Source organism: Nocardia cyriacigeorgica GUH-2 (assembly GCF_000284035.1).
Taxonomy (GTDB): domain Bacteria; phylum Actinomycetota; class Actinomycetes; order Mycobacteriales; family Mycobacteriaceae; genus Nocardia; species Nocardia cyriacigeorgica_B.
This window is the reverse complement of record NC_016887.1, coordinates 1,466,647-1,491,052: the sequence shown is the minus strand read 5'-3', so window position 1 is coordinate 1,491,052 and position 24,406 is coordinate 1,466,647. Positions and strand designations below refer to the sequence as shown.

The window sequence follows — 24,406 nt, the reverse complement described above, 5'->3', positions numbered from 1 at the left end:
GAAGAGACTCGACTACCTTCCGTTGCGGAACCTACCGTGGCGGCGCCATATCCGCACCGGTCGCGCCGTCACCATGCGTCTGCCGCTCCAGTCGCCGCGCATCGGTCACCCACCGGCGAAGATCGCGAACGGCAGGGTGCGCGGACCGGACGCGGGCGCCGGCCTGAATATCCTCCAGCGGAGTTTGATTGAGCTGGTCGACCGCATTCAGAATGTTCATCGCATAACCATTCTCGATCCAGGATAGCGTTCGCTCAGCGGCGATTCGGTCGTCCCGGGTGCTCCCGGGATCGACGTTCCCGGTCACCGGGTCAAGCCCATCGGCGCGTCGCTGCAGGCGCCGAATCCCTTCGAGGGTGGGGTTGTCCATGTAGTCGCGTGCGAGGTCGCGCTGCGCACTTGTCAGGGCAACACCGCCGCTCCGCTCGGTACGAAGCTGCACAGCAGCCATTTCCAATGCGTACAGATTGTGCTCGGTCGGGTTGCTCTCGAAAACCCGGGACAACGCTGCCACACGGGCCATCGGCTTGGCCTTGGCAGGTTCATCAGCAGTGTGATTCTCCGCGTAAACATGCGCCCAGATAGCATTGTTCATCACCTGACGATCGGTGAAGCCCGCCATGGCGAGCGCCGCGAGCAGATCACCCTCGCTGGCGGCACCGGCGCCCGCGGCCCACTGGACGGCGATCGCGGCGCCGCGTGGTGTGTCGATACCGCTCGGGATGTGAACGTGGTCTGGTGTCCTCGTGTTGGCCGTGGTGTTCCAGCCACGCAAGCGCTCGGCCTGATGGCGGGCGAGACCCTCGCTGGCGGCCTCGGCGAACTGCACGCGGTTGAGGAAGCTGGCCGGGTACGCCTCGGCCATGTGCGCCTGGGTCCACCCGGCGATCTGGGTCCTCCGCATTTGTTCCGCCCGGCGCGCGGCCGGGTTCAGCGGGTTGACGCGCCCGATCAGCCAGGCTGCCGCCGGTGAGTTGTTGATCGTCGAGAGCGCTCCCATACCGGCCAGGAGAGCTGCGCCGGTACCCATCGTGTTGGTGACTCCGGCCAGTCCCATCCCGGAACCACCGGCCCCACCGCCCCCGCCCGCGCCGAGGGCTTGCCCACCCTGCATGACGGCGGAAAACCGATCGGCGATCCATTCGTTACCGCGGGTCAGACTATCGTTGAGGCGACGTGCCTGTACGACACCCACGATCTGGATGACGGCGCCGACGACCAGAACCGTGATCACCTGACCGCCGGCCTGCTCGAATACTCTGCCCAGGATCAACAGGTACACGCTGAGGAAGACGGTGTTGACCGCCATACGCGCGCCGGCGATGATGCTGTCGGCCGCGTTCCGGGCCATGAAGGTTTGCGTGGGACCGTAGATGAAACCGCCCGCGGCAAGGCCGAAAATCATCATGAACCCGTGGTAGATCGCGTCCAACGCTGCCCAGATGATGCGGATCGACAAGCTCGCCGCGAAGTACAGCATGATGATCGCCGACAGCAAGATGAGGATCCCCGCGCCGATCTGGCCGATCGTCGGCTCCGAGGAGACCGCGTACGCGTACTCGCCTGCCTGTCCGCACGCTTTGAGATTGTCGCGAACAGCGTCGCCACTCTGCGCCTGGATTCCCGCCGACCATGCCTCCTTACAACCGGTGTACTCATCGACCACAAGGCCGAAGTTCCATACTTGCAATGGCTTACGGGCGAAATTGTCGACTGTGTCCGCCTGCATTGTCGCGACCAACTGGTCGGGATCGATTGCGGTACTGCCGTGCAGCCCCGCGGCAACCGATAGCCCGATGTCCCTTCCCTGAACCAGCACGCCATGGGACGAGAGGATCTCTGCGAGTGGGTTCGCGAGGAAGATGGGTCCGAGCATGGCGACGCCGATCATCGTCACGATCTGCGCAGTGGCCTTGGCGTGCAGCCCCCGTGCCAGGAACACTCCGACGATGACCGCTCCGATGGTCGCGGCCGTGACGAGCATGATCGTCGTCGCGATCTGGCTGGTGAAGCTGTTCGCGACACCTGTGATGACGTTTCCGATCAGGTCGAGCCAGACGAAGCTCAGGACCCAGCCGACCAGCCACAGCACGGCACCGACCACGACGAGCCAGCCGGCGAAAATCAGGCCTATCACAAGGGCCAACGCGGTGTCGGCGGGATTGAACAAGCTGTTGCCCACGTTGACCACGAACATGTATTGGGCTAGATCGACCCCCGACGAATCCTTGACTTCTAATGCGCTGAGCGCGGTATTGGCCGATGAACCCGCGGCCAGGTTGCCGGTTCCCGCCGTGGCTACGGCACCGACCAAGCCTGGAAAGACGAACAAAATGAACGCCGACCCGACCAGCCACACCGTCCATCGCCGTCGTCGCGTGGCACCAATCCAGTTTCGTAAACGGCGCGCGGCGGTTCGGGGACGCCAGCGGTCGAAATCGCAGGTCGCGGGGTCCCAGGCAATCATGTGACAGCCTGACGTTCCAGCGCCGCCACCCGCTTGGAAGCCGCCACCGTCGGCGTACTGGTAATCGCGGCCGCACGGTCGGGCCGCGCGGGCCCGAGGACCTTGCCACGGCCGATCCGGTTCAAGGCGTCGCGCATGAACATCTCGCCTCGCCGTTCCTCGGGAACCTGCCTGCCCTGGCCAACCGGGGGCGAAGTCTCCTCGCGCAGCACCTGCAGCATGAACGGCGCTTCGTTCAGATCCACCCCTACCCATTCCAGGCTGTTGCGAGCCAGGGTTTCATCGCGCTGCCGGAATACGAAGCGGTTCGGGATGAGATTGTGTGCCGCACCTTGGAAGTCGGTTGCCGGATCGTGCGAAGCGAGCCCGATAGCCGCCAGGTGTTTACGTCCGTCTCGGCTGAAGTCCGAGGTCACTGCCGCGCCGACCTGGGTTTGGGTGAAGTGATGGGCTTCGTCGCCGACCAGTAGGCCGAAGCGGCCGTTGTCGGAGAGGAACGCCTCACGGGCGGCAACGCCGACGAGTTCGTAGAGGGCTGTGCCCAGACGCTTGGTCAGGGGCAATCGGTTGTACAGGTGCGGGGTGGTGAGCTCCTCCGCGGTGGGCAGGGCGAGCTTGTGACTGCGCACGACCGTCGCCGCAGCGTCCAGGCGCAGCGGCGGGAGGTCGGGGTCGAACAGGACCGGCACGCGGTCGACGATCGTGCCCAGCCGCGCCGCCAGATCGGCGTACTCCTCACCCAGGCCGGGATCGTCGCGGAGTCGTCGAGCGACCATGAACAAATCGAGCAGACTGCGGATGTTGTGTTCGACAATGCCTTTCGGCGTGAGCAGGCTACTGACCGCGGCGCCGGCGCCACTGGTCGGCGACAGGTCCAGCAGCGGCAGAATCGAGTCCAGCGTCCGCTCCCCCGCCACCGAAGGCTCGAACAGGCGCAGCGGGTCCAGCGACACCGTCGGGCTGGTCAGGTCGACGATCACCGCGTCGTCGATGGTGGAGGCGAAGTACTCCCATTCCCCGACCTGGCTGCGGTCCAGGGCCAGGAACTGCCCGCCCATATCGTGCACCAGCACGGCCATGAGCTTCAGGAAATACGACTTGCCCGAACCCAATTCGCCGGTGACCGCGAACGATGCGGAAAGGTCGTGCAGCGCCGCTTCCATGATCCCGAAATGGATCGGCTCGAAGTTGCCCGACAGCAGGTTCACGCCGATGACCGGCCCACTGTCGTCACCGATCTGATTGGTGGTGAACGGTACGAAGCCGGCCCACATGTCCGACGGGACGATATGGGCGAAGTCGTCGTAGGCCCGCCGCGCCGGACTACCCGGGATCATCATCGACCAGAGATCGACCTGAGCGCCGACCGGCGCGGTCAAGTCGACCTGGAAACGCTTGTACCGTCGTTTGATCTGGTTGACGGCGTTGAGCGTGGTGTCCCGCGAGTTGCTACCCACCGCGATCACCGTGGTGAACGAGACCTCCGATTCTCCGCCGTTGACCTCGAAATGGTTGTTGTATTCGCTGAGCAGCTGCGCCTTGGCCATCAGCGTGTTCTGCGCGAACGAGACCTCTTGGTCGCGCTGGTCCATCTGTTCGCCGAGGCGGCGCAAATTCAACTCGTTGCTCTTCAGCACCTGGTCGGCGGGCCGAGTCGAGACCCGGATGGCCCAGTCGACGGTGACTTCGTCGATTCCTTCCAACAGGTTGAGGAACTCGCTGCCCCCGGGAAATGTCATCCCCCCGTAGGGGAATGACAGCGGTGTCAATATCGTCTGATACGACGGCCAATCCGCTTCATCGGGTTGTACGACCTTGATCACCGGGCTGAACGAAGGCCGCAGCCGGCGACCGCTGTCGGCTTGTGCGCCCTCGTCCAGTGCTGCCGAGCGGAACACCGCGGCGGTCGCGTCTTCGAGTGCTCCGATCCTGGTCGGCGCCACCGGTTCGCTCAGCGCCCCGCGCGCGAGGTAGTGCTCCCACAGCCATTGGAACAACGCGGCCGGGACCGGAACAGGGTCGAAGTCATCGCCGATGCGCGACAGGATGTCGGCTGCTGTGGCGTCGTAGGAATCCATATCGGCGCGCGAAATCGCCGATGGATCCACCGAGGCGCCACTGCTCCACATGCGTGACAGCGCCGACATCGGGGTACCGACAGTGCCCACGGGAATGGAGAGCATGTGTATGCGGGTGCGCGGCCGGATCGCCCGGATGCGTTCGTAGGCGGCAACCGATTCGATGGCGTAGTCCTCGCATTCGTCGAGGTCCACACCCTCCACCATTTTGCTCAACACATCACGGGTATTGAGTTGCGCCTGGATCCCGAGCAGCAGCGAGCCGTCGGGCAGGTTGTTGATCAATGCGTGGTGGGCAAGCTTGACGTCGTGCTTGTCGCTGGCCTTGCGAAGTCCGTACCCCAATGGGCTGATGAAATACGTCGCCGTGACCAGGCCCATCGTCGTGAACTGTAGGTTCCCTCGGATCGCTGCGGTCGGCTGTAGATCCTGCCCCAGCCCCATCACGCCACCCCTGCACCGTTGCCCGAGATCATCGTCTGGTTGCCGTCCACGAGTTCGCGCAGCCAGCCACCTGCCGGCAGGGCCGGCTGGGGACGCCTCTCCCCTGTGGATCGATCAGGAAACACCACCACCACCGTCTCCGAAACGAACACCGTATTCCGCGACGACTCCTCCGTCACCGGCATCCCCGATGCCGACACCGGCTTCCGGATGAAGATCAGCCGGGCGAACCACAGCGCCCGTGACGTCAGCCGGACGCCGGTATAGGGGATCAGGCCGAACAGGAACACCGCGAGGATCGCCACAGCCGTGCCGGCGAAGAACGTCACCGCCGGGTTCACCGGCAGGCTCATCGCGAACGTTCCGGTCACCGCCATCACCACGACTCCGGCGCCCACCTGCGGCAATGTGTAGGGCCCGAACGGGAGTTTCTGGCCGTTCTGGGCCTTGCCGACCACTACGGGGACGCGTTTGATCGGCGTGAAAACCTTGATGACCTGAGCCATCAGTACGCGCCCACCGGGGAGTCGGGGACGACGGTGTTGACTTCCCAGCGGGCGTGGTTGATCAGGGTCGGCAGGAGCCAGATCAGGACGCCGGCCAGGATGGCCGAGCCCGCTACCGTCAGGACCTTCGCCGGGGACAGTTTGGATTTGGCGCCCTCGCTGATGAGGGTGCCGATGCCGATGATGGCGATCAGGATGAGTCCGGCGGCGCGGACGAACTGGAGGATTACCAGCAGAACGCCGGTCAGATTGCTACCCATTGTGCACTCATTTCGCCGATCACTTGTGCGTCGCTGGTGGGATGGCCGCCGTGGACGGCGGCGCTGACGTGGTGGGGCCGGCCGCCTGGTCCTTGGAGCCTTCGGCGATCACGGCAAAGGGTTCTACGAAAGCGGGCACCTGGTCCATCGTCTGGACCTGCCATTGACCGCCGTTGTTGATCATGGTCAGCGGGTATTCCAGAGCGGCCGCCTCGGCGCCCGCGGCCGACGGCGTGACCGAAGCGAGCACCCGGATCTTCGAACCGCTTTTCCCGCAACTCGAATCGTCGGCGTTGACCGAGACGACGTCGGCCTTGGTGTAGGGCGGCGGCGCGAGCGCGGTGATGCCCGAACCCTGCGCGATATAGCGGGTGATATCGCCCGAACCGGTGAGGAACGCCGCGAGGAAACCGGAGGCCACCGTGGATACCGGCGCGTCGGCCGGGCAGGTGGTCTTGTAGGTGGTGGCCAGATCGAGCCCGAGTCCCGGCGGGGTGACGGCGGCCGGCAATCCGAGCGCCCGCAGTCTGCCCTCGGTCAGGGAGACCGCGACCCGATAGAAGTGCCTGGCCCCCGCGGTGTTCCCGGAACCGCCGAGGCGCACCGATACCGTGACGGTCCAGATATCGAGACTGCCCTGCACATCGGTCCGCCGGACGAACACGACCGCCGAATCCGTCACTTGGCGCCCGGTTTTCGGTAGCCGCATACGCGAACTATCGGCGACGAACTCGGCCAGCCGCTCCTTCTGGCTGTCGTTCGAACTCAGATAGGTGACCACGAATTCCTGGGCGAAGGTGCCGGCGAGCTGCGCCCGTCCCACGATGGTCACCGCTTCCTGACCGCTGGTGTCCGGAACAGGTTTGCTGAACAGGAAACTGAAGATCGCGTGGCCGCCGCCGAGCACCGCGAGTACGGCGAGCACGGCGATCACCGCGTTGTCGCGGCGGCGTCGCGCGGCCATCCGGCGAAGCAATGCTTCCCCGGAATCCACCGAGCTACCGGCCACTGTGCGCACAGTCGAAATCGTAGAGAGCATTGCCGATTCCGACTCCGGCACCATTCCCAATCATGGGGAGTGCGATCAGAAGGCGGGGCTGTGATTCTGCCGACCCGCCAGCCAGTGCCGTAGCTGATGGTCGTAGCCGATGGGCGTGCGCACCCGCTGCATGGGCAGGCCGTAGCGGGAATCGTCGAGCATCGGCCGCTCACCGGCGGCGCGCACCAGCTGGCCGATGGCCAGATCGCGGTGCCGGATACCGGGATACGGGTGCAGCAGCAGCGAGGTCGACTGGTAGTCGCCGCCGTAATCGAGGGTGCGCACAGTCAACCCGGCCGATTCGCCGGCCAGCAGCCGGTCGGCGACCATCGGCAACCGGGCGCGGTCGTCGGGATGGAACACATCGACCGGCCGGAACAGGTAGTCCCACCGGATCCACGGCGCGGGGTCGGTGAGCCAGTGCGCGATGCTGGCGTGCGAGATCTGGATGACGGCCAGATGCGTACCGGCCCGCCGGTGCGCCTCGCGCAGACCGACGTGCTCGAGTGTCGGCGCGCTCACCGTCGTGGTCTCGGAGGTGATGTCCTCGATCAACAACCACGCGCCGCGAACTCGGGCATCGACCCTGGCGCGAATGGTGATCAGGAGTTTCGCCGGGGCGCCCGATCCGGTCCGGACCGCGGCCTCGAACTGAAGTTTGTCGCCGGCCTGCGGCCCGTAGAGCAGCGAGAGCACTTCGGCATGCCGGTCGAAGCCGGTCAGCCGGTGGAACACCTCGGCCAGCGACATCCGGGGGACGTACTCTTCGGCCACCATTCCCGGCAGCCCGGAGATGCCGTTGGGCTGACAGATCATCTGCGCGTCCAGATCCCAGCTGACGCCGACTGCCGGGCGCAGTTCCGGCACCTTCTCCGAACCCGGGCCGAGCCAGATCCGCAGGGCGTGCACCTGGCGCGCCGGCCCGAAGACCGGCCGGATGAGCAGCCGGTGCGGTCCGGACGACGTCGGGATCGTCAGGTCGACGTCCTCGGCCAGCTTCTGCGCCGCGTCGATCGCCTCACCGATGCCGCGGGTGGACAAACTGTCATAGAGCGCAGGCGTTTTCGACAAGATGCGCTGCAACACGCGTCGCCACCCGGCGAACCCCCGCGCTTCGTTCCCCACCGATGCCACCGTCTGAACGTCCGGCGCCAATGTTTCGACCGTCACCCACGGGATCACTGCGCTACTTCCCTCATCCGACTCGCCAGTACCACGTGCGCACCTCGGATGGACTTACCGAATGCACCATTGTCACACTGCACAATGTACCGTTATATAGCGGGCCGTTCAATGGCTATTCGCAAGCCTGTTCACTCAGTGTGCCGCACAACTGGGCGTGAGCGTTGCCAAACGAGTGATTCGCTTCGATGGAATCGCTAGATCGACGACCCGCCATGGCGGTGTCAACAGCGAAGCATGCCACGGGAATTCCGTGTCACGTGACGGTAGTACGCGCGCTTGTTCAGCCCTGCGCCGCGGACAGCGCGAGGACACCGGCCCCGCACAAAATCGCGTTCTCCCCCAGCTCCGAGGCCACCACCCGCAAGCCGGGCAGGAAACTGAGCCGGGCATGGGTGGCGACCGCGGCGTTCATGGGCTTCCACAGCGCCGAGCCGGGTTCGGCGAGGCTACCGCTCAACACCACCAGATCGATGTCGAGCAGCGCCGCCACCGAGGAAATCGCCTGGCCCAGCGCGGTTCCGGCGCGACCGAGCGCCGCCACCGCGACCTCCTGACCTGCGGCGGCATCGGCGACCAGCTGTGTGGTCGCATCGCCGCTCCAGCCCTGCGCGCGCGCCCAGCGCACAGCCGATTTCCCGCCGGCTACCGCCTCCAGGCAGCCCCGGCCACCACAGTCGCAGGCATCATCGAAACCGCTCACGAGGACGTGGCCGATGTGCCCGCCGTTACCGGTACGTCCGACGACGGTCAACCCGCCCAGCTGGACACCGCCGGCAATCCGGTCGGAGACCGAGATCGACAACGCGTCCGGTACCTCGGCGGTGCCACCGAGGTACCGTTCGGCCAGCGCCAGGCATACCCCGTCCAGAGCGAGCTGAACCGACGACCCGGGAAACAACTCCTCCACCGCGCCGAGGATGCCGAACCCCGACTGCCAGTCCGAGACATCGCTCGGCGCAACGACACCCGCGGCCATATCGATCGGCCCGGTGGAGGCGATGCCGACACCGACGACGTCGCCACCGGCGACGACCTCGGCGAGTAGTTCAGCGCACCGGTCCCATGCGGCGCGTTCCGGCACCGGGATCTCATGGATCTCCATCAGTCCCTCGTCCGGGTCCACGCGGGTGGCCGCGAACCTGGACGTGCCGATTTCCAAAGCCACATAGGTCATGAACTACGTTCTCCTACAACATGTCCGGCGGTGACAACCAGGCCGGACGATCAGTGCGCGCCGGTCCCGGTGGGCCGGAGCGGACGCCCGAGCACCAGGTGCCGACGCGGGGCGCCGGTCGTCGATTCGATCCGGCTCGGACGTGGACCATTTCGGATGATCCGCATCGGACGCTTGTTGTCCAGCGCCGCGACACGGTGTTTGTCCAAGTCGTCTACCACATGTCCGGACGCGTCGTACGCGGTTCCGGCCCAGATCATCGATCGCGGGTAATCCCCACGGGCGATGAGCATTTCCGCCAATTGCCGGCATTGCGCCAGCACCGGACACCCACTACAGGTACTGACCGCGCTGCGCCAGGTTTCCGGCGTGCCCGCGTCCAGGTCCCAGTTGTCGGGAGTGTCCGCACACGGCGGTCGAGTGGTGGTCCGGGCGGGAATGGTGGTGATCCGCGAGGCCGCGAGATCTTCGCGGTCGAGCAGATCTGTCCGAGCAGTTGTCATGGCAATCTCCGGGGAAGCCGAGGGCACGCCGAGATCGACGCGTGTCCGTGGTCGCGCGAGCGCGCTGGGGAGTCATCGGAGCTGCTCGACAGTCTCCGGAAACCAGCTCGAAAGCCGGTCAAACGCACGTTAACCGACGGTTGGTCTCCGAGCAAGCGAATCTGCCGTCAGGTAACGGGACATTGACCAACTAGTTACCTTCCGTACCGACATGTAACGGCACATTTCAGCACGGTCCGTTTTTCTACGGGCCCGATTGTGGTTTCCTAGTAGGCATGGCAGCAGAGGCGGAGTACACGATCGACGAACTGGCGCGGGTAGCCGATACCACCGTGCGCAGCGTGCGCGTGTACCACGAACGGGGGCTCTTGCCGTCACCCGATGTACGGGGACGGATCGGCTACTACGGGTCCGACCACTTGAACCGGCTGCAGACCATCAGCCGGCTACTCGGGCGCGGCATGAAGCTCAACGGCATCCGCGAACTGCTCGATGCCTGGGATCGCGGCGACGGCCTGGCCGACGTGCTCGGGGTCGCCGATCAGCCGGCCGCTGAGCCGTCGGCGACTCCTCGTCAGGCCGAGGAGCAGCCCGAACGCGAGGCACAACCCGAGCTGCCGGATTACGTGAAGCAGGCGCTGGCCGCCAGCGACGATCCGCTCGACGCCTACCGAGTGACCAACCCGCGCTGCTGCGATCTGGCCACCCGGCTCAGCGACGCCGGCCTCGCGGTGGACGCGACCTTCCAGTTCGTCGAGCGGCTGCGCGCCGATTGCGACCGGATCGCCGACCGGTACGCCTCGGAGGTCTTCTACCTGCTGGCCGGCCAGAGCTATGAGCAGTCCGCCCGCACCCCCAAGGACCGCACCAAGCTCGAGACCGACCTCGCCATCGCCCGCCTCATCGCCACCAGGGCCGCCTCCGAACTCATCGATCAGGCCTTCGCCCGGCATGCCGAGCTGCCCGCGCCGATGGCCACCGACGGCGTCTGATCGCAGACCGCAGAAAGCCCCTGGCCGCACTGGTCAGGGGCTTTTTTTTCGATGGTCGGGGTGACAGGATTTGAACCTGCGACCCTCCGCTCCCAAAGCGGATGCGCTACCAAGCTGCGCTACACCCCGAGGCCTCGCCAGGGGCGAGCATATTGCGTGTGAGCGGGTGACGGGAATCGAACCCGCACCATCAGCTTGGAAGGCTGAGGTTCTACCATTGAACTACACCCGCAGGCATACGACATCGATGGGATCGCCACGATGTCGTGTGCATGAGCGACTGTACCGAACTCGCGTCCGGTAACGCCAATCAGCCCCCCGCCCCAGCGCGCGGCCGGTCTCCCGGCGATTTTCGAGCTAACCCGAATTGTTGTGTAACACTTTCGCGGGCACAGCGATCACATACCCGATCGCCCAGCGTTCAGCACCGAGAACTCGTTGCAGAACGGCGTTTTTCGAGGCCGATCGGCTTGCTAGGATCCTTTTTGCCGGACGGGGGTATCTGGAAAGGGGGCGGTGAGCGTGCACCCGACGAGGTGGACCATCCGCGTAGCAGTGAGAACGACCGGTGCGACGCCGGTGTCGGGCTCGGATCGGGGAGCCCGCGCGGAGTCGTCACCTGTGTCCGGTGAGCGCCATGCCGGCTGAACAGCGACCGCCGGTCGCCGCGACCGCACGAGCTTGGGCGCGCACGGTATGCGCCGAGCCCGGTGTCGAGGCGGCCCCACAACAGCTGGAACCTGTTCTGATCGAGATCATCGAGCGCTTGCTCGAACTGGCCCGATCCGAACCATTTCCAGTGCTCGAAGCCCGATCCCTCGGTGCGCGGCTGGCCGAGGCGCCGTTGGAACGAATTCGCATGCTGGCGCAGGCGACTCGGACGCTGCTCGGTTTCCGGGCGGGCCCGCCCGGATCGCTGGCCGCGACCCGGTGGCCGTTCGTGGCCAGCCAGGCCATCGACAGCTATGCCCAGGCGCTGCAGGAACGTGCGCTGGCCCAGCAGGAACAGCACATCTCGGCGGCGGTCTCGGTGCGGGTGCAGGAGATCGCCGCGCTCCAGCACCGGCTGCGTCACGAGGCCACCCACGACGCGCTGACCGACCTAGCCAATCGCACGCTGCTGCAAGATCGGGTGCGGTTGATGGCCGCGGACCCGACGCGCGGAATCGGGCTGCTGCTGATCGATCTGGACCGCTTCAAGCAGATCAACGACGGCTACGGCCATGCCGTGGGCGACGAGGTGCTGGTCGATCTGGCCAACCGGCTGCGTGAGGTGTGCCCGCCCGATACCGTCATCTGCCGCTACGGCGGCGACGAATTCGTGCTGGCCACCAACCCGCCGCGCAACAACCTCGGCGATCTCGCCCATCGGATCGTGGCCGCGCTGCGTGATCCGGTGTGGTCGTCGGCGGGTCCGGTGCCGGTGTCGGCGAGCGTGGGCACGGCGTATTCACCGCCGGGCAGTCCCTGCGATTTCACCGATCTGCTGCGCCGGGCGGACCGGGCGATGTACTCGGCCAAGACCGCGGGCGGGCGCCGCTTCGCGCTCGCCGACGCCGACGAGGAGGGCATCGGGGCGGCCGTCGCCGGTTGAAAGGCCGACACGACACCCGCGAATCATGCGACACGCGGAGTGAATCGGCGCGGCCGCAGCCGGCTCGGTCGGTAGGCTCCGCGTCGGTTATTTCGGCTGACATGCCGGACACCAGAAGAGGTTTCGCCCCTCCAGCACCGAATGAGCTACCGGGGTACCGCAGATCCGGCAGGGCGCGCCCGCGCGGCGATAGACGTAGGTGCGCGGGCGGTCCGGCGCATAGGACGGTTCGCCGTGATCGTGTTCGGGCCGCACCACGTGCATCTTGCCGCGGCGCACGCCCACCCGCATGAGCTGCACCAGGTCGGCCCACAGCGCTTCCCACTCGTCGAGTGCGAGGGCGGTGCCCGGTCGCTGCGGTGCGATGCCGTGGCGATAGAGGACCTCGGCCCGGTAGACGTTGCCGACCCCGGCGATGACCTGCTGGTCCATCAGCAGTGACCCGATCGGCCTGCGGGAACGATGAATCCGCCGCCAGGCACGGTCGGGATCGGCGCCGCGGCGCAGCGGATCGGGACCGAGCCGGTCGACGAGCGCACCGACCTCGGGAGCCGTCAACACCTCACAGGCGGTCGGCCCGCGCAGGTCCGTGCCGAAATCCGCACCGGCCAGCCGCATCCGGACCTGCCCGACCGGCTCCCCCATCGGGATCGCCGATTCGGTGAAGCTGCCGTACAACCCGAGATGCACGTGCACGACCAGCCCGGATTCGTAGTGGTGCAGTAGATGTTTGCCCCACGCCTCGGAGCGCACCAGGACCTGCCGGTCCACCCGGGCGGCGCCGTCGGCGAATTTGCCCTGTGGGCTCGATACCCGCACCACACCGCCTGCCAGCCGCCGCTGATGCAGCCTCGCCAGGCGGTGCAGCGTATGACCCTCCGGCACGGTCGAATACAGCCGGTCCTACTGGCCGGGCAGCGCCGGCGCGACGCCGGTCTTCTCGTACTCGGCGAGGATGTCGATGCGGCGCTGGTGGCGCGCTTCCTCCGACCACGGGGTGCTGATGAACGCGTCGACGATGGCCAGCGCCTCCTCGGTGGAATGCATGCGGCCGCCGATGCCGATGAGCTGGGCGTTGTTGTGCTCGCGGGCCAGCTTGGCGGTCTCGACGCTCCAGGCCAGTGCGCAGCGGGCGCCGGGGACCTTGTTGGCGGCGATCTGCTCGCCGTTGCCGCTGCCGCCGAAGACCAGCCCCAGGCTGCCCGGATCGGCGACGGTGCGGCGCGCGGCCTCGATGCAGAAGGCGGGGTAATCGTCGAGCGCGTCGTATTCGAGGGCGCCGCAGTCGACGACCTCGTGGCCCGCCTGCTCCAGATGGGCCTTGACGTGATTCTTCAGTTCGAAACCGGCATGGTCGGCACCAAGGTATACGCGCATGGGGGAATCCTATCCGCGGCGCGACGGGTCTCCGTCGAGGGTGCTGACCGGGGCGGTGCGAGGCCACTGCCCGCTTCCACAGAGCTGCTTCTGGGCGGAGTGTGGCGGTTGCCACACTCGGGCCCGGACCGCCCTCGGCGGCCCGACTCGGCGGTGCCGGACTGAATAGAGTGGGCGACCATGCAACCGATCGATCCTCAGCCGCCGCAGCGTCCGCAGGCCGATCAGTCCGGGGGGCAGCCAGAGTTGTTGCGCAAGAACGCGCCGCAGGGGTCGTCGTCCGGTTCCGAGTCGAGCGACGTTCCGCAGCCACCGCCGTCCACCTCGCCGTCGGCGTATCCGTCGGCGCCGTATCCGGGGCTGCCCTACCCCGGCTACCCCACCGGCGGGTATCCGGCGTATGGGTCGGCGCCGGTGCCGCCCGCGGTGCCACCGGCCCGGCAACCGCGCGGGCTGTCACCGTTCGGCATGCCCGCTCGGCATCTGTGGGAGATCCCGCTGCTCATCGTGGTGGTGGCGCTGACCGCGCTGGCGTATCTGTTCGCGGCGCTGCTGCTGGTGTTCGGCAATGTGAACGAATACATCCTGGCGCTGGTCTTCGCGCCGATCCTGATCTGGTTCGGCCGCGGCGTGAACTACGCGACCCAGCGGGTCAATGGCGTGAAGATGTCGCCGAGCCAGTTCCCGGAGGGTTACCGGATGGTGCAGGAGGCGGCGGCGCGTTTCGGCATGGCCAAGGCGCCGGATGCCTATGTGGTGCTGGGCAACGGCCAGATCAACGCCTTCGCCTCCGGGCACGGATTCCGGCGGTTCGTGGTGGTCTACAGCGACCTGTTCGAAATCGGCGGCGCGGCCCGCGAACCGGACGCGCTGGCGTTCATCATCGGCCACGAGGTCGGGCATATCGCGGCCGGGCACACCTCGTACTGGCGCCAACTCGGCATGTTCCTGGTGCCGTTCCTGCCGATCATCGGCAGCTCGCTGATCCGCTCGCAGGAATACACCGCCGACAACCACGGCTTCTGCAACCGGCACGAGGGCGCCCGCGCCGCGATGGGCACCCTCGCCGCGGGCAAATACATGAACACCATGGTCGGCTTCGACGAGATGGCCGACCGCGCCGCTCAGGAGAAGGGCTTCTTCGTCTGGATCGTCAACGCGCTGTCCACGCACCCGGTGCTGACCTGGCGGATGTGGGCGCTGCGCGATCGCAGCAGGCACGGCCGCCTGTTCTGGCGCCCGAGCGCTCCCCCGCAGTTCCCGCCGGGTCAGCATCCATACGGCCCGTACGGCGAGGTGCCGAGCCTGCCGCCGAAGCCGGTCGCCTGATCAGTCGAAGACCGGGTCCTCGGTGCGGGTGCGCTTGAGTTCGAAGAAGTGCGGGTATGACGCCAGAGCGACGACACCGTCCCAGACCTTGCCGGCGTCCTCACCGCGCGGGATGCGCGAGAGCACTGGGCCGAAGAAGGCCACACCGTTGACGTGGATGGTGGGGGTGCCGACGTCCTTGCCGACCTTGTCCATACCGGCGTGATGGCTTTCGCGCAGCTCCGCGTCGTAGTCGGTGCTGGTCGCGGCCTCGGCCAGCTCGGCGGGCAGGCCGGTCTCGGCGAGTGCGTCGGCGATGACGGCCGCGAGGGTCTCGGCGGTGGTCTCGCGCTCGTATTCGGCCCTGCGATCGTGGATCCGGGTGCCCATGGCGGTGTAGAGCGGGGCCAGCACCTTGTCGCCGTGTTCCCGCGCGGCGGCGATAGCCACCCGGACCGGGCCCCAGCCGTTGTCCATGAGTTCCTGGTATTGCGGCGGCAGGTCGCGGCCCTCGTTCAGCACGGCCAGGCTCATGACGTGGAAGCGCGCCTCGATATCGCGCACCTTCTCGACCTCGAGGATCCACCGTGAGGTGATCCAGCACCAGGGACACAGCGGGTCGAACCAGAAGTCGGCGACATCTTTGCCCTTGGCGTCTCCGGCGGTATTGCTCACGTCGATTCCTCTCGATCGCAGACTCGGACGCAGCGGCGTGGCCGCTGTCTTATCGACAAACCATCGCCCGGCCCGATTCGTTCCCGCATTCACCGAATCGGCGTGGCGTGCGCACCTAAGCTGAGCGTCGAGGAGCTCGATTCGCCTGGCGATTAGGAGTCCACTATGACCTCTGCCCAGCATTTCGTCGTCGTCGGTGGCGGTCTCGCCGGCGCCAAGGTCGCACAAGCTTTGCGCGACAACGACTTCGACGGGGCCATCACCCTGCTGACCGACGAGGAGCAGCTGCCCTACGAGCGGCCGCCGCTGTCGAAGGAGTACCTGGCGGGTAAGAAGGCCTTCGACGAGTTCACCGTCGAGGACAAGCCGTGGTACCGCGACCATCATGTGGACCTACGCCTCGGCACCGCCGTCACCGCGATCGACCGGGCCGCCAAGACGATCGCGCTGCCCGACGGTTCCACCCTCCCCTACGACAAGCTGGCCCTGGCCACCGGCGCCACGCCCCGCACGCTGCCCATCCCCGGGGCGGACGCGGAGAAGGTGTACACCCTGCGCACCGTCGACGATTCGAACACGCTGATCGAACTGTTGCGCAGTGCCCGGCGGCTGGCCATCATCGGCGCGGGCTGGATCGGGCTCGAGGTGGCCGCCGCCGCGCGCGAGGCCGACGTCGAGGTGACGATCGTCGAGGCCGCCGAGGGGCCCCTGCTCAATGCGCTCGGACCGGAGATGGGTGGGGTGTTCGCCGACCTGCATCGCGCGCACGGGGTGGACCTGCGTTTCGGTGCGCAGGTCGCCGAGATCGTCACCCGGGACGGGATGGCCACGGGTGTGCGACTGGGCGACGGGAGCGTCGTCGAGGCGGACGCGGTGCTGATCGCGGTGGGCGCCCGGCCGAATATCGAACTCGCGGCCGACGCCGGTCTCGCCGTCAACAACGGCGTGCTGGTGGACGCGAGCCTGGCCACCAGCGATCCCGATATCGTCGCGGTGGGCGATATCGCCGAACAGGAACATCCGCTGCTCGGCCGCCGGATCCGGGTGGAGCACTGGGCCAACGCACTGAATCAGCCTGCGGTCGCGGCGGCGACCATGCTCGGCAAGGACGCGGTCTACGACCGGCTGCCGTACTTCTTCACCGATCAATACGACCTCGGCATGGAGTACACGGGCTACGTCGCGCCGGGCGAGTACGAGCGGGTGGTGGTGCGCGGGGATCTGGCCGCCCGCGAGTTCGTCGCGTTCTGGCTGGATGCGGACAACCGGGTCCTCGCCGGGATGAACGTCAACGTCTGGGATGTCACCGATCGCATCAAGCAATTGATCCTGGCGGGCGAACCGGTGGATGCCGACCGGCTGGCCGACACCTCGATCCCCATCTGATTGTTGTGATGCACACCACATATCTGCGTGCGGAACTGTGTCGAATCGCCCGGCCGGGCTCCGACCTGATCACGAGAGCGTCGCCGGACGCACTGAGAACGAGGAGCCCGAGATGAAGTACATCCTGATCAAGACCTACGGACCCGCCGCCCACTGCGATACCCCGATCACCGAGTGGGCACCGGAGGACATCCAGGCACATATCGATTTCCAGCGGGCGCTGAGCGAGAAGCTGGCCGCGGCTGGCGAGCTCGTCAGCGCCCAGGGGCTGGCCGGGCCCGACCAAGCCCGGATCGTCAGCTCCGACGGCCGCACCGCGCCGGTCGTCACCGATGGCCCGTTCCCGGAGACCAAGGAGTTCCTGGCCGGGTATTGGATCGTCGACGTGGACAGCCCGGAACGCGCGCTCGAGATCGCCGCGGAGGCCTCGGCCGCGCCGGGCCCCGGCGGCGCCCCCATCGGGGAGTACATCGAGGTGCGCCCGGTGATGAGCGCACCGTCCGCCGATTCGTGATCGCCGACGACCGCGCGACCGAGGACCTGCTGCGTGAGCTCGCGCCCCAGGTCCTCGCCGCGCTGGTGCGCCGGTTCGGCGATTTCAGCACGGCCGAGGACGCCTTACAGGAGGCCTTGCTGGCCGCCGTCACTCAGTGGCCGGCCGAGGGCACGCCGGATAATCCGCGCGGCTGGCTGATCCAGGTGGCGCAGCGGCGGATGGCCGACGCCGTGCGTGCCGAGGTCGCCCGCCGCAATCGAGAAACCGTCGTCGCCCTGCGCGAACCCGAACCGACCGATGCGGTTGCGGCCCAGGACGACTCGCTGATGCTGTTGTTCCTGTGCTGTCATCCGGTGCTGCCGCCGGCGTCCGCGATCGCCCTGACGTTGCGCGCCGTCGGCGGGCTCAGCACCGCGGAGATCGCGCGAGCGTTCCTGCTGCCGGAGGCGACCATGGCGCAGCGGATCACCCGCGCCAAGAAGCGGCTGGCCGCCTTGGACCGCCCGTTCGCCACCCCCGGCGACGTCGAATGGCGCGAACGCCTCGACGCGGTGCTGCATGTGCTGTACCTGATTTTCACCGAGGGCCACACCGCGATGAGCGGTGACCGGCTGCGGCGCGCGGACCTGTCCGCTGAGGCGATCCGGCTGACCCGCGCGGTGCACCGGATCCTGCCCGGCGATCCAGAGGTGGGCGGCCTGCTCGCCCTCATGCTGCTGACCGACGCCCGCCGCGATGCCAGAACCGGCCCACATGGCGAACTGATTCCGCTACCCGAACAGGATCGCCGCCGCTGGGACCGCGCCGCGATCACCGAGGGCATCCGCCTGACCACGGCGACCCTGGACCACGACCTGACCGGGCCCTTTCAGATCCAGGCGGCGATCGCGGCGCTGCACGCGCAGGCCGCCACCACCGAGACCACCGACTGGGAGCGGGTGCTGGCGCTGTATCGGCTGCTCGAACGCATCGCGCCCAATCCCATGGTGACGTTGAATCGCGCGGTGGCCACCGCCATGGTGGACGGGCCGGCCGTGGGCCTCGCGGTCACCGGCACCGTCGCCGACGCGCTCGCCGACAGCCACCGGCTCGCCGCCGTGCGCGGGCACCTGCATGAGATGGCGGGCGATATCGACGCCGCGATCAGCCACTACACCGCGGCCGCGCAGCGCACGACGAATACTGCCGAGCGCGACTACCTGATGATCCGGGCCGCGCGCCTGCGTTCCCGTACGGCGCGGGAAGCCGGTGCAGAACATCCCGCACCGACAGCGCCGCGGGACTCATGACGCGCGAGTTCTACCCCGCCCGGCAACAGCGACGCCTGGAAACAGGTTCCGAGGCTCCGCTACCGAGGGCGCCTCGTCGCGGCTGAGGTTTCCGGCTGTCGATGACGTCGACGCGAACTTCCCGGCCATGACGCAAGCTCCGCTCAGGCGGGCGACCCCGCCCAGGTCTTGCCGGTGATGAGCTCGTAGGCCTCCCTGTACTTCTTGCGGGTGGCCTCGACGATGTCGGCGGGGATCTCCGGGCCGGGCGGTTCCTTGTCCCAGCCGGTGGAGGTGGACCAGTCGCGGACGAACTGCTTGTCGAAGGAGCGCTGCGGGCGGCCGGGTTCCCATTCGTCGGCGGGCCAGAAGCGGGAGGAGTCGGAGGTGAGGACCTCATCACCCAGGGTCAGGGTGTCGCCGTCCCAGCCGAACTCGAGCTTGGTGTCGGCCACGATCACCCCACGTTCGGCGGCATGCGCGGCGCCACGCGAGTAGATGTCCAGGGTGAGATCCCGCAGCCGCTCGGCCACCTCGCGGCCTTCCTGGTCGACCACGTCGGCGAAGGAGATCGCCATATCGTGGCCCTCGGCGGCCTTGGTGGACGGGGTGAAGATCGGTTCGGGCAGCCGGTCGCCGTCCCGCAGCCCCGGCGGCAGCGCGATTCCGGAGACGGTGCCGCTCTGCTGGTACTCCTTCAGACCGGATCCGGTGAGGTAACCGCGGGCGATGCATTCCACCTGGACCATCCGCAGCGGCTTCACCCGGATCGCGCGCGCACCGAACTCGGCAGGCACATCGGTGGTGGACAGCACGTGATTGGGCACGTCGGCGAAGAATTCGAACCACCAGTTCGACAGCTGGGTCAGCAGGGAGCCCTTGTCCGGGATCGGCGTCGGCAGCACCACGTCGTAGACCGACACCCGGTCGGAGGCGACGAGCAGCAGGGTGTCGCCGTCCTCGTACAGGTCGCGCACCTTCCCGGCGTGCACATGCTTCACGACGTCGCTCCGATCGTGGTCGATGGTTGTCGATGCGGAATTACTCCCGCGCGGGCAACCTTACCGACGTGGCATTGTGGGAAACGCCGTGCCCGTATCTGTTCTTCGACCATGAAGGAGTCCGATGTCCGCACCGAACCTCACCCGCGAACAGGCGATCGAGCGCGCCGCGACCGTCTCGGTCGACAACTACCGCATCGAACTCGATCTGACCGACGGGTCGGGCAACCCGGGCGAGCAGACCTTCTTCTCCCGCAGCACGGTCGCCTTCACTGCGACGCCCGGCGCGTCCACCTTCATCGACATCGTGGCGCGCGGAGTGCGCTCGGCGGTGCTGAACGGCAAGCCGATCGACGTCTCCGGCTATGACGAGTCCACCGGCATCACGCTGACCGATCTCGCCGCCACCAATGAGCTCGTGGTCGAGGCCGATTGCGAGTACTCGCACACCGGCGAGGGCCTGCACCGGTTCGTCGACCCCGCCGACGACGCGGTCTACCTGTACTCGCAGTTCGAGACCGCCGACGCCAAGCGCATGTTCGCCTGCTTCGACCAGCCCGACCTCAAGGCGACCTTCACCCTGAGCGTGACGGCGCCGAGCGGCTGGAAGGTGATCTCCAACGGCGCGCCGGTCGACGCCATCATTGCCGCCGACCCGGCCAACCACCTCTTCGCCACCACCCCGAAGATGAGCACCTACCTGGTCGCGCTCATCGCGGGCCCGTACGCGCAGTGGACCGATGAATACTCCGACGAGCACGGCACCATTCCGCTGGGCATCTACTGCCGTGCCTCGCTGGCCGAGTACATGGACGCCGACCGGCTGTTCACCGAGACCAAGCAGGGCTTCGGCTTCTACCACCGCAACTTCGGCGTGCCCTACGCCTTCGGCAAGTACGACCAGCTGTTCGTGCCGGAGTTCAATGCGGGCGCGATGGAGAACGCCGGCGCGGTGACCTTCCTGGAGGATTACGTCTTCCGGTCCAAGGTCACCCGCGCCTCCTATGAGCGTCGCGCCGAGACCGTGCTGCACGAGATGGCGCATATGTGGTTCGGCGATCTGGTCACCATGAAGTGGTGGGACGATCTGTGGCTCAACGAATCGTTCGCCACCTTCGCCTCGGTGCTGTGCCAGGCCGAGGCCACCGAATACACCAGCGCCTGGACCACGTTCGCGAACGTGGAGAAGTCCTGGGCCTACCGCCAGGACCAGCTGCCCTCCACCCACCCCATCGCCGCCGATATCCCGGACTTGGCCGCGGTGGAGGTCAACTTCGACGGCATCACCTACGCCAAGGGCGCGAGCGTGCTCAAGCAGCTGGTGGCCTATGTGGGGCTGGAGCCGTTCCTGGCCGGTCTGCGCGACTACTTCGCCGAGCACGCCTACGGCAATGCCACCTTCGATGATCTGCTCGCCGCGCTGGAGAAGTCGTCCGGCCGTGATCTGTCCACCTGGGGTGCGCAGTGGCTCAAGACCACCGGTCTCAATATCCTGCGGCCCGACTTCGAGGTCGACGCCGACGGAAAGTTCAGCTCCTTCACCGTGATTCAGGAAGGCGCGGCTCCGGGCGCGGGTGAACAGCGGGTGCACCGCCTCGCGGTGGGCGTCTACGACGACGACGCCGACGGCAAGCTCGTCCGCACCCACCGCGTCGAACTCGACCTCGACGCCACAGAGCGCACCGAGGTCCCGGAGCTGGTCGGGGTGCCGCGCGGCAAGTTCGTGCTGGTCAACGATGACGACCTGACCTACTGCTCGATCCGCCTGGACGCCGACTCGCTCGACGTGCTGATCAACCGCATCGCCGATATCGCCGAACCGCTGCCACGCACGCTGGCCTGGTCGGCGGCCTGGGAGATGACCCGGCAGGCCGAGCTGCGGGCCCGCGATTTCGTGGCGCTGGTGCAGCGCGGGGTGGGCGCGGAATCGGAGATCGGCGTGGTGCAGCGGCTGCTCATGCAGGCCAACACCACGCTCAGCAGCTACGCCGACCCGGCTTGGGCGGCCGAGACCGGCTGGCCCGGCTTCGCCAACCGCCTGCTGGAACTGGCCCGCGAGGCCGAGCCGGGTTCGGATCATCAGCTCGCCTTCGTCAACGCGCTGACCGGCGCGAAGCTGTCGGCCTGGCACACCGAGGTGCTGCGCGAGTTGCTCGACGCCGACCCGGCCACGGTGGGCCTGCCCGGCCTGGTTGTCGACACCGATCTGCGCTGGCGCATCGTGACGGCGCTCGCGGCCGCCGGCGAGATCGACGCCGACGGCGTGGACACCCCGACCATCGACGCCGAACTGGCCAACGACCAGACCGCCGCAGGCAAGCGGCAGGCCGCCGCGGCCGCGACCGCCCGGCCCATCGCCGAGGTCAAGGAGCAGGCCTGGTCCACGGTGATGGGCGACGATTCGGTGCCCAACATCACCGCGCGCTCGATCGTCAACGGGTTCGCGCCCGCCGGTCAGGGTGAGCTGCTGTCATCGTTCGTCGAGCGGTACTTCGCCGAGATCCCCGACGTCTGGGAGCGCCGTTCCAGCGAGGTCGCCCAGACCGTCGTCATCGGGCTCTACCCGTCCTGGGAGATCAGCGAGGCCGCGGTGGCCAGCGCCGACAAGTTCCTCTCCGAGGACCGCCCGCCCGCGCTGGCGCGCCTGGTGAGCGAGGGCAAGGCGGGCATCGAACGCTCGCTGCGCGCCCGCGCCTTCGACGCGCAGTAGGTCGCCGGCCCATCGGCCTCGGCACAGGCCCGGATCCCCTTGGATCCGGGCCTGTTTCGCGTCTTCCTGGCCGCGCTGCTGTGAGCAGATCTGCCCAGGGCAGCGTGGCGAGATTTTTCGCCTCGGTGGCGGGCACGGTGGAGTCATGGCACACGACGACAAGGCTCCGCTGTTCAGCTGGCGGGCCCGCGAACAACTTTTCGGCAGGCGCATCCTCGTCCTCGACGGTGGCCTCGACGACGACAACGGCACGCTGCTGATGACGCAGATGCTCACCCTGGCGGCAGAGGATCCCGACGCCGGGATCTCGCTGTGGATCCACTCCCCCGGCGGCTCGGTACCCGCGATGCTCGCCATTCGCGACGTGATGCGGCTGGTCCCCTGCGAGATCTCCACCCTCGCGCTCGGATTGGCGTGCAGCGCCGGGCAGTTCCTGCTCTCAGCCGGTGATCCTGGACGGCGTTTCGCGCTCCCGCACGCGCGGATCCTGATGCATCAGGGTTCGGCCGGAATCGGTGGCAGCGCCGTGGAGGTCGAGGTGCAGGCCGACGATCTGCGCCACACCGTGGAGACCGTGCTCGGGCTCATCGCCGCCGACACCGGCCGGCCCTACGAGCGGATCTACGAGGATTCGCTGCACGACCGCTGGTTCACCGCCGCCCAGGCCAAGGAGTACGGCTTCATCGACCACATCGTCGACTCGTTCGGCCAGGTGGTTCCGCAGCGCCAGAAGATCGGAATCTCATGACCTCCTACACCATTCCCAATGTGATCGCCCGCCAGCCCGGTGGCGAGCGGATCATGGACGTCTACTCGCATCTGCTGGCCGAACGCATCGTCTATCTGGGCACGCCGATCGATTCGGGGGTAGCCAACGCGCTGATCGCGCAACTGCTGCACCTCGAGTCGGAGAACCCGGAACAGGAGATCAACCTCTACATCAACTGCGAGGGTGGCGAGCTGCCCGCGATGCTCGCGGTGTACGACACCATGCGGTTCATCAAGGCCCCCGTCGCGACCACCTGCGTCGGCCAGGCCATCGCCGTCGGCGCCGTCCTGCTGGCCGCCGGCGAATCGGGCCGGCGTTCGATGCTGCCGCACGCCCGAGTGGTGCTACACCAGCCCGCCGCCCGCGGTCAAGGCGCCATTCCCGATCTGATCCTGCAAGCCGACGAGCTGGTCCGGATGCGCGCCGAGATCGAATCCATCCTGTCCCAGCACACCGGCCGGCCCGCCGAGACCCTGCGCCGCGACACCGACCGCGACCGAGTGTTCACGGCCGCGGCTGCGGTGGATTACGGGCTGGTGGATCAGGTACTGAACGCCCGATGAGCGAGTAGCCGGGCGCGACGGCCCGGAGCGCGAGTCGGCCCGCGACCGGGCGTGGTCCAGCCGCGAGCACGACCGAGGCGCGGGGCCGCACGTCAGGCTGCGAATGGGCGCGGTCGAGCGGCGAGCGACCCCGCGAGCTCAGGCAGCGAGCAACACGATCCCGCCCGTCGTGGCGGCCCCGGCGCTCGGGGTGGCGGTTTCGTTTCCGGCCCGGGTGTGGCCCGCTCCCCCGACTGGGCGCAGGGCACGGCGGCGACCCAACGTCTCCGCGACCTCGCCGGCCAGTTCGGCCAAGGAGGTACCGAGCGCGCCGGCCAGGGCGGCGATCATCTCGCTGGAGGGTTCCTTGCGGCCGCGCTCGATCTCGGACAGGTACTGCGGGGAGACTCCGGCCCGCCCCGCGGTCTCGGCGAGGGTCTCCTGCTGCTCCTGCCGCAGCGCGCGCAGCCGGGTGCCGAGCACCTCGCGCCACAGCGGTTCGGCATCCGGGCGCGGTGGCGCGGATCGGTCCTCGCGTCCACCGGGAATCGAGTGCAGCCTCGGATGCTCGCTCATAGCCGGAGCGTACCGCCGCCTCGGCGCTCGGTCGCCGAATTACGCTCTCGGCGGAC

The 24,406-nt window shown here is 67.6% G+C and carries 22 protein-coding genes and 2 tRNA genes; 9 read left to right on the top strand and 15 right to left on the bottom strand.

Annotated elements, in window-relative coordinates; all coding sequences use genetic code 11:
- Window positions 1-31: 31 nt before the first annotated feature.
- The 8 genes from NOCYR_RS06785 to NOCYR_RS27875 form a co-directional block, all read right to left on the bottom strand.
- Entirely contained in the window at window positions 32-2,467 is a 2,436-nt protein-coding gene (locus NOCYR_RS06785; RefSeq protein WP_148280550.1) for a hypothetical protein, read from the bottom strand.
- Window positions 2,464-4,926: an ATP-binding protein gene (locus tag NOCYR_RS06780; RefSeq protein WP_014349611.1), complete on the bottom strand. Its 2,463-nt coding sequence runs from the start codon at window positions 4,924-4,926 to the stop codon at window positions 2,464-2,466. The genes NOCYR_RS06785 and NOCYR_RS06780 overlap by 4 nt, the downstream gene beginning before the upstream one ends.
- A 62-nt stretch (window positions 4,927-4,988) precedes the next feature.
- Window positions 4,989-5,495 carry a hypothetical protein gene (locus NOCYR_RS06775; RefSeq protein WP_014349610.1) on the bottom strand — a complete coding sequence of 169 codons (507 nt, stop codon included), beginning with the start codon at window positions 5,493-5,495 and terminating at the stop codon, window positions 4,989-4,991.
- Complete coding sequence (locus NOCYR_RS06770; RefSeq protein ID WP_014349609.1) at window positions 5,495-5,755, bottom strand: hypothetical protein; 261 nt, start codon at window positions 5,753-5,755, stop codon at window positions 5,495-5,497. The genes NOCYR_RS06775 and NOCYR_RS06770 overlap by 1 nt, the downstream gene beginning before the upstream one ends.
- 19 nt (window positions 5,756-5,774) lie before the next feature.
- Window positions 5,775-6,773, bottom strand: coding sequence for a conjugal transfer protein (locus NOCYR_RS06765; RefSeq protein ID WP_231856034.1), 999 nt, complete (start codon window positions 6,771-6,773; stop codon window positions 5,775-5,777).
- Window positions 6,774-6,839: 66 nt separating this feature from the next.
- On the bottom strand, window positions 6,840-7,964 hold the full coding sequence (locus tag NOCYR_RS06760; RefSeq protein WP_048833966.1) for a GAF domain-containing protein: 1,125 nt from the start codon (window positions 7,962-7,964) through the stop codon (window positions 6,840-6,842).
- 295 nt (window positions 7,965-8,259) lie between these two features.
- Window positions 8,260-9,153, bottom strand: a complete 894-nt coding sequence (locus NOCYR_RS06755; protein WP_014349606.1) for an ROK family protein — start codon at window positions 9,151-9,153, stop codon at window positions 8,260-8,262.
- Window positions 9,154-9,203: 50 nt separating this feature from the next.
- Window positions 9,204-9,656 (bottom strand): hypothetical protein, encoded by a 453-nt coding sequence (locus tag NOCYR_RS27875; protein WP_052315490.1) that lies wholly within the window; start codon window positions 9,654-9,656, stop codon window positions 9,204-9,206.
- Between the two features lie 275 nt (window positions 9,657-9,931).
- Between NOCYR_RS27875 and NOCYR_RS30710 the strand changes: the two genes are divergently transcribed.
- A complete protein-coding gene (locus tag NOCYR_RS30710; protein WP_014349604.1) occupies window positions 9,932-10,648 on the top strand; it encodes a MerR family transcriptional regulator in 717 nt (238 codons plus the stop codon).
- A 52-nt stretch (window positions 10,649-10,700) separates the two neighbouring features.
- Here the strand turns inward: NOCYR_RS30710 and NOCYR_RS06740 are convergent.
- Together NOCYR_RS06740 and NOCYR_RS06735 are read right to left on the bottom strand one after the other, a co-directional pair.
- Window positions 10,701-10,777, bottom strand: a tRNA-Pro gene (locus NOCYR_RS06740).
- 32 nt (window positions 10,778-10,809) lie between these two features.
- A tRNA-Gly gene (locus tag NOCYR_RS06735) sits at window positions 10,810-10,880 on the bottom strand.
- A gap of 405 nt (window positions 10,881-11,285) precedes the next feature.
- On the opposite strand from NOCYR_RS06735, the gene NOCYR_RS06730 reads away from it, so the two are divergent.
- Window positions 11,286-12,242 carry a GGDEF domain-containing protein gene (locus NOCYR_RS06730; protein WP_048833964.1) on the top strand — a complete coding sequence of 319 codons (957 nt, stop codon included), beginning with the start codon at window positions 11,286-11,288 and terminating at the stop codon, window positions 12,240-12,242.
- Between the two features lie 87 nt (window positions 12,243-12,329).
- Here NOCYR_RS06730 and NOCYR_RS06725 read toward each other — a convergent pair whose 3' ends face one another.
- Together NOCYR_RS06725 and NOCYR_RS06720 are read right to left on the bottom strand one after the other, a co-directional pair.
- The gene (locus NOCYR_RS06725) at window positions 12,330-13,127 is read right to left on the bottom strand and encodes an Fpg/Nei family DNA glycosylase (protein ID WP_014349602.1); all 798 of its coding nucleotides are present in this window, start codon (window positions 13,125-13,127) and stop codon (window positions 12,330-12,332) included.
- A gap of 18 nt (window positions 13,128-13,145) precedes the next feature.
- Window positions 13,146-13,619, bottom strand: coding sequence for a ribose-5-phosphate isomerase (locus tag NOCYR_RS06720; RefSeq protein ID WP_014349601.1), 474 nt, complete (start codon window positions 13,617-13,619; stop codon window positions 13,146-13,148).
- Window positions 13,620-13,799: 180 nt separating this feature from the next.
- On the opposite strand from NOCYR_RS06720, the gene NOCYR_RS06715 reads away from it, so the two are divergent.
- Window positions 13,800-14,948, top strand: coding sequence for a M48 family metallopeptidase (locus NOCYR_RS06715; protein WP_014349600.1), 1,149 nt, complete (start codon window positions 13,800-13,802; stop codon window positions 14,946-14,948).
- Here NOCYR_RS06715 and NOCYR_RS06710 read toward each other — a convergent pair whose 3' ends face one another.
- The gene (locus NOCYR_RS06710) at window positions 14,949-15,602 is read right to left on the bottom strand and encodes a DsbA family protein (RefSeq protein ID WP_014349599.1); all 654 of its coding nucleotides are present in this window, start codon (window positions 15,600-15,602) and stop codon (window positions 14,949-14,951) included.
- Between the two features lie 165 nt (window positions 15,603-15,767).
- On the opposite strand from NOCYR_RS06710, the gene NOCYR_RS06705 reads away from it, so the two are divergent.
- From NOCYR_RS06705 to NOCYR_RS06695, 3 genes are all read left to right on the top strand, one after another.
- On the top strand, window positions 15,768-16,988 hold the full coding sequence (locus NOCYR_RS06705; protein WP_014349598.1) for an NAD(P)/FAD-dependent oxidoreductase: 1,221 nt from the start codon (window positions 15,768-15,770) through the stop codon (window positions 16,986-16,988).
- 112 nt (window positions 16,989-17,100) lie between these two features.
- Window positions 17,101-17,502: a YciI family protein gene (locus NOCYR_RS06700; protein WP_014349597.1), complete on the top strand. Its 402-nt coding sequence runs from the start codon at window positions 17,101-17,103 to the stop codon at window positions 17,500-17,502.
- Window positions 17,499-18,773 (top strand): RNA polymerase sigma factor, encoded by a 1,275-nt coding sequence (locus NOCYR_RS06695; protein WP_014349596.1) that lies wholly within the window; start codon window positions 17,499-17,501, stop codon window positions 18,771-18,773. The genes NOCYR_RS06700 and NOCYR_RS06695 overlap by 4 nt, the downstream gene beginning before the upstream one ends.
- 143 nt (window positions 18,774-18,916) lie before the next feature.
- Here the strand turns inward: NOCYR_RS06695 and NOCYR_RS06690 are convergent, their stop codons facing one another.
- Entirely contained in the window at window positions 18,917-19,753 is an 837-nt protein-coding gene (locus tag NOCYR_RS06690) for a phosphoribosylaminoimidazolesuccinocarboxamide synthase (protein WP_014349595.1), read from the bottom strand.
- A gap of 124 nt (window positions 19,754-19,877) precedes the next feature.
- Between NOCYR_RS06690 and pepN the strand changes: the two genes are divergently transcribed.
- The 3 genes from pepN to NOCYR_RS06675 all read left to right on the top strand — a co-directional run bounded on the left by pepN (window position 19,878) and on the right by NOCYR_RS06675 (window position 23,795).
- Window positions 19,878-22,463 (top strand): aminopeptidase N, encoded by a 2,586-nt coding sequence (gene pepN / locus NOCYR_RS06685; RefSeq protein ID WP_014349594.1) that lies wholly within the window; start codon window positions 19,878-19,880, stop codon window positions 22,461-22,463.
- Window positions 22,464-22,608: 145 nt separating this feature from the next.
- Window positions 22,609-23,211, top strand: a complete 603-nt coding sequence (locus tag NOCYR_RS06680) for a ClpP family protease (protein WP_014349593.1) — start codon at window positions 22,609-22,611, stop codon at window positions 23,209-23,211.
- Window positions 23,208-23,795, top strand: coding sequence for a ClpP family protease (locus NOCYR_RS06675; protein WP_014349592.1), 588 nt, complete (start codon window positions 23,208-23,210; stop codon window positions 23,793-23,795). The genes NOCYR_RS06680 and NOCYR_RS06675 overlap by 4 nt, the downstream gene beginning before the upstream one ends.
- A gap of 138 nt (window positions 23,796-23,933) precedes the next feature.
- On the opposite strand, the gene NOCYR_RS28195 is transcribed toward NOCYR_RS06675, so the two are convergent.
- A complete protein-coding gene (locus NOCYR_RS28195; protein WP_014349591.1) occupies window positions 23,934-24,350 on the bottom strand; it encodes a helix-turn-helix domain-containing protein in 417 nt (138 codons plus the stop codon).
- Window positions 24,351-24,406 lie beyond the last annotated feature (56 nt).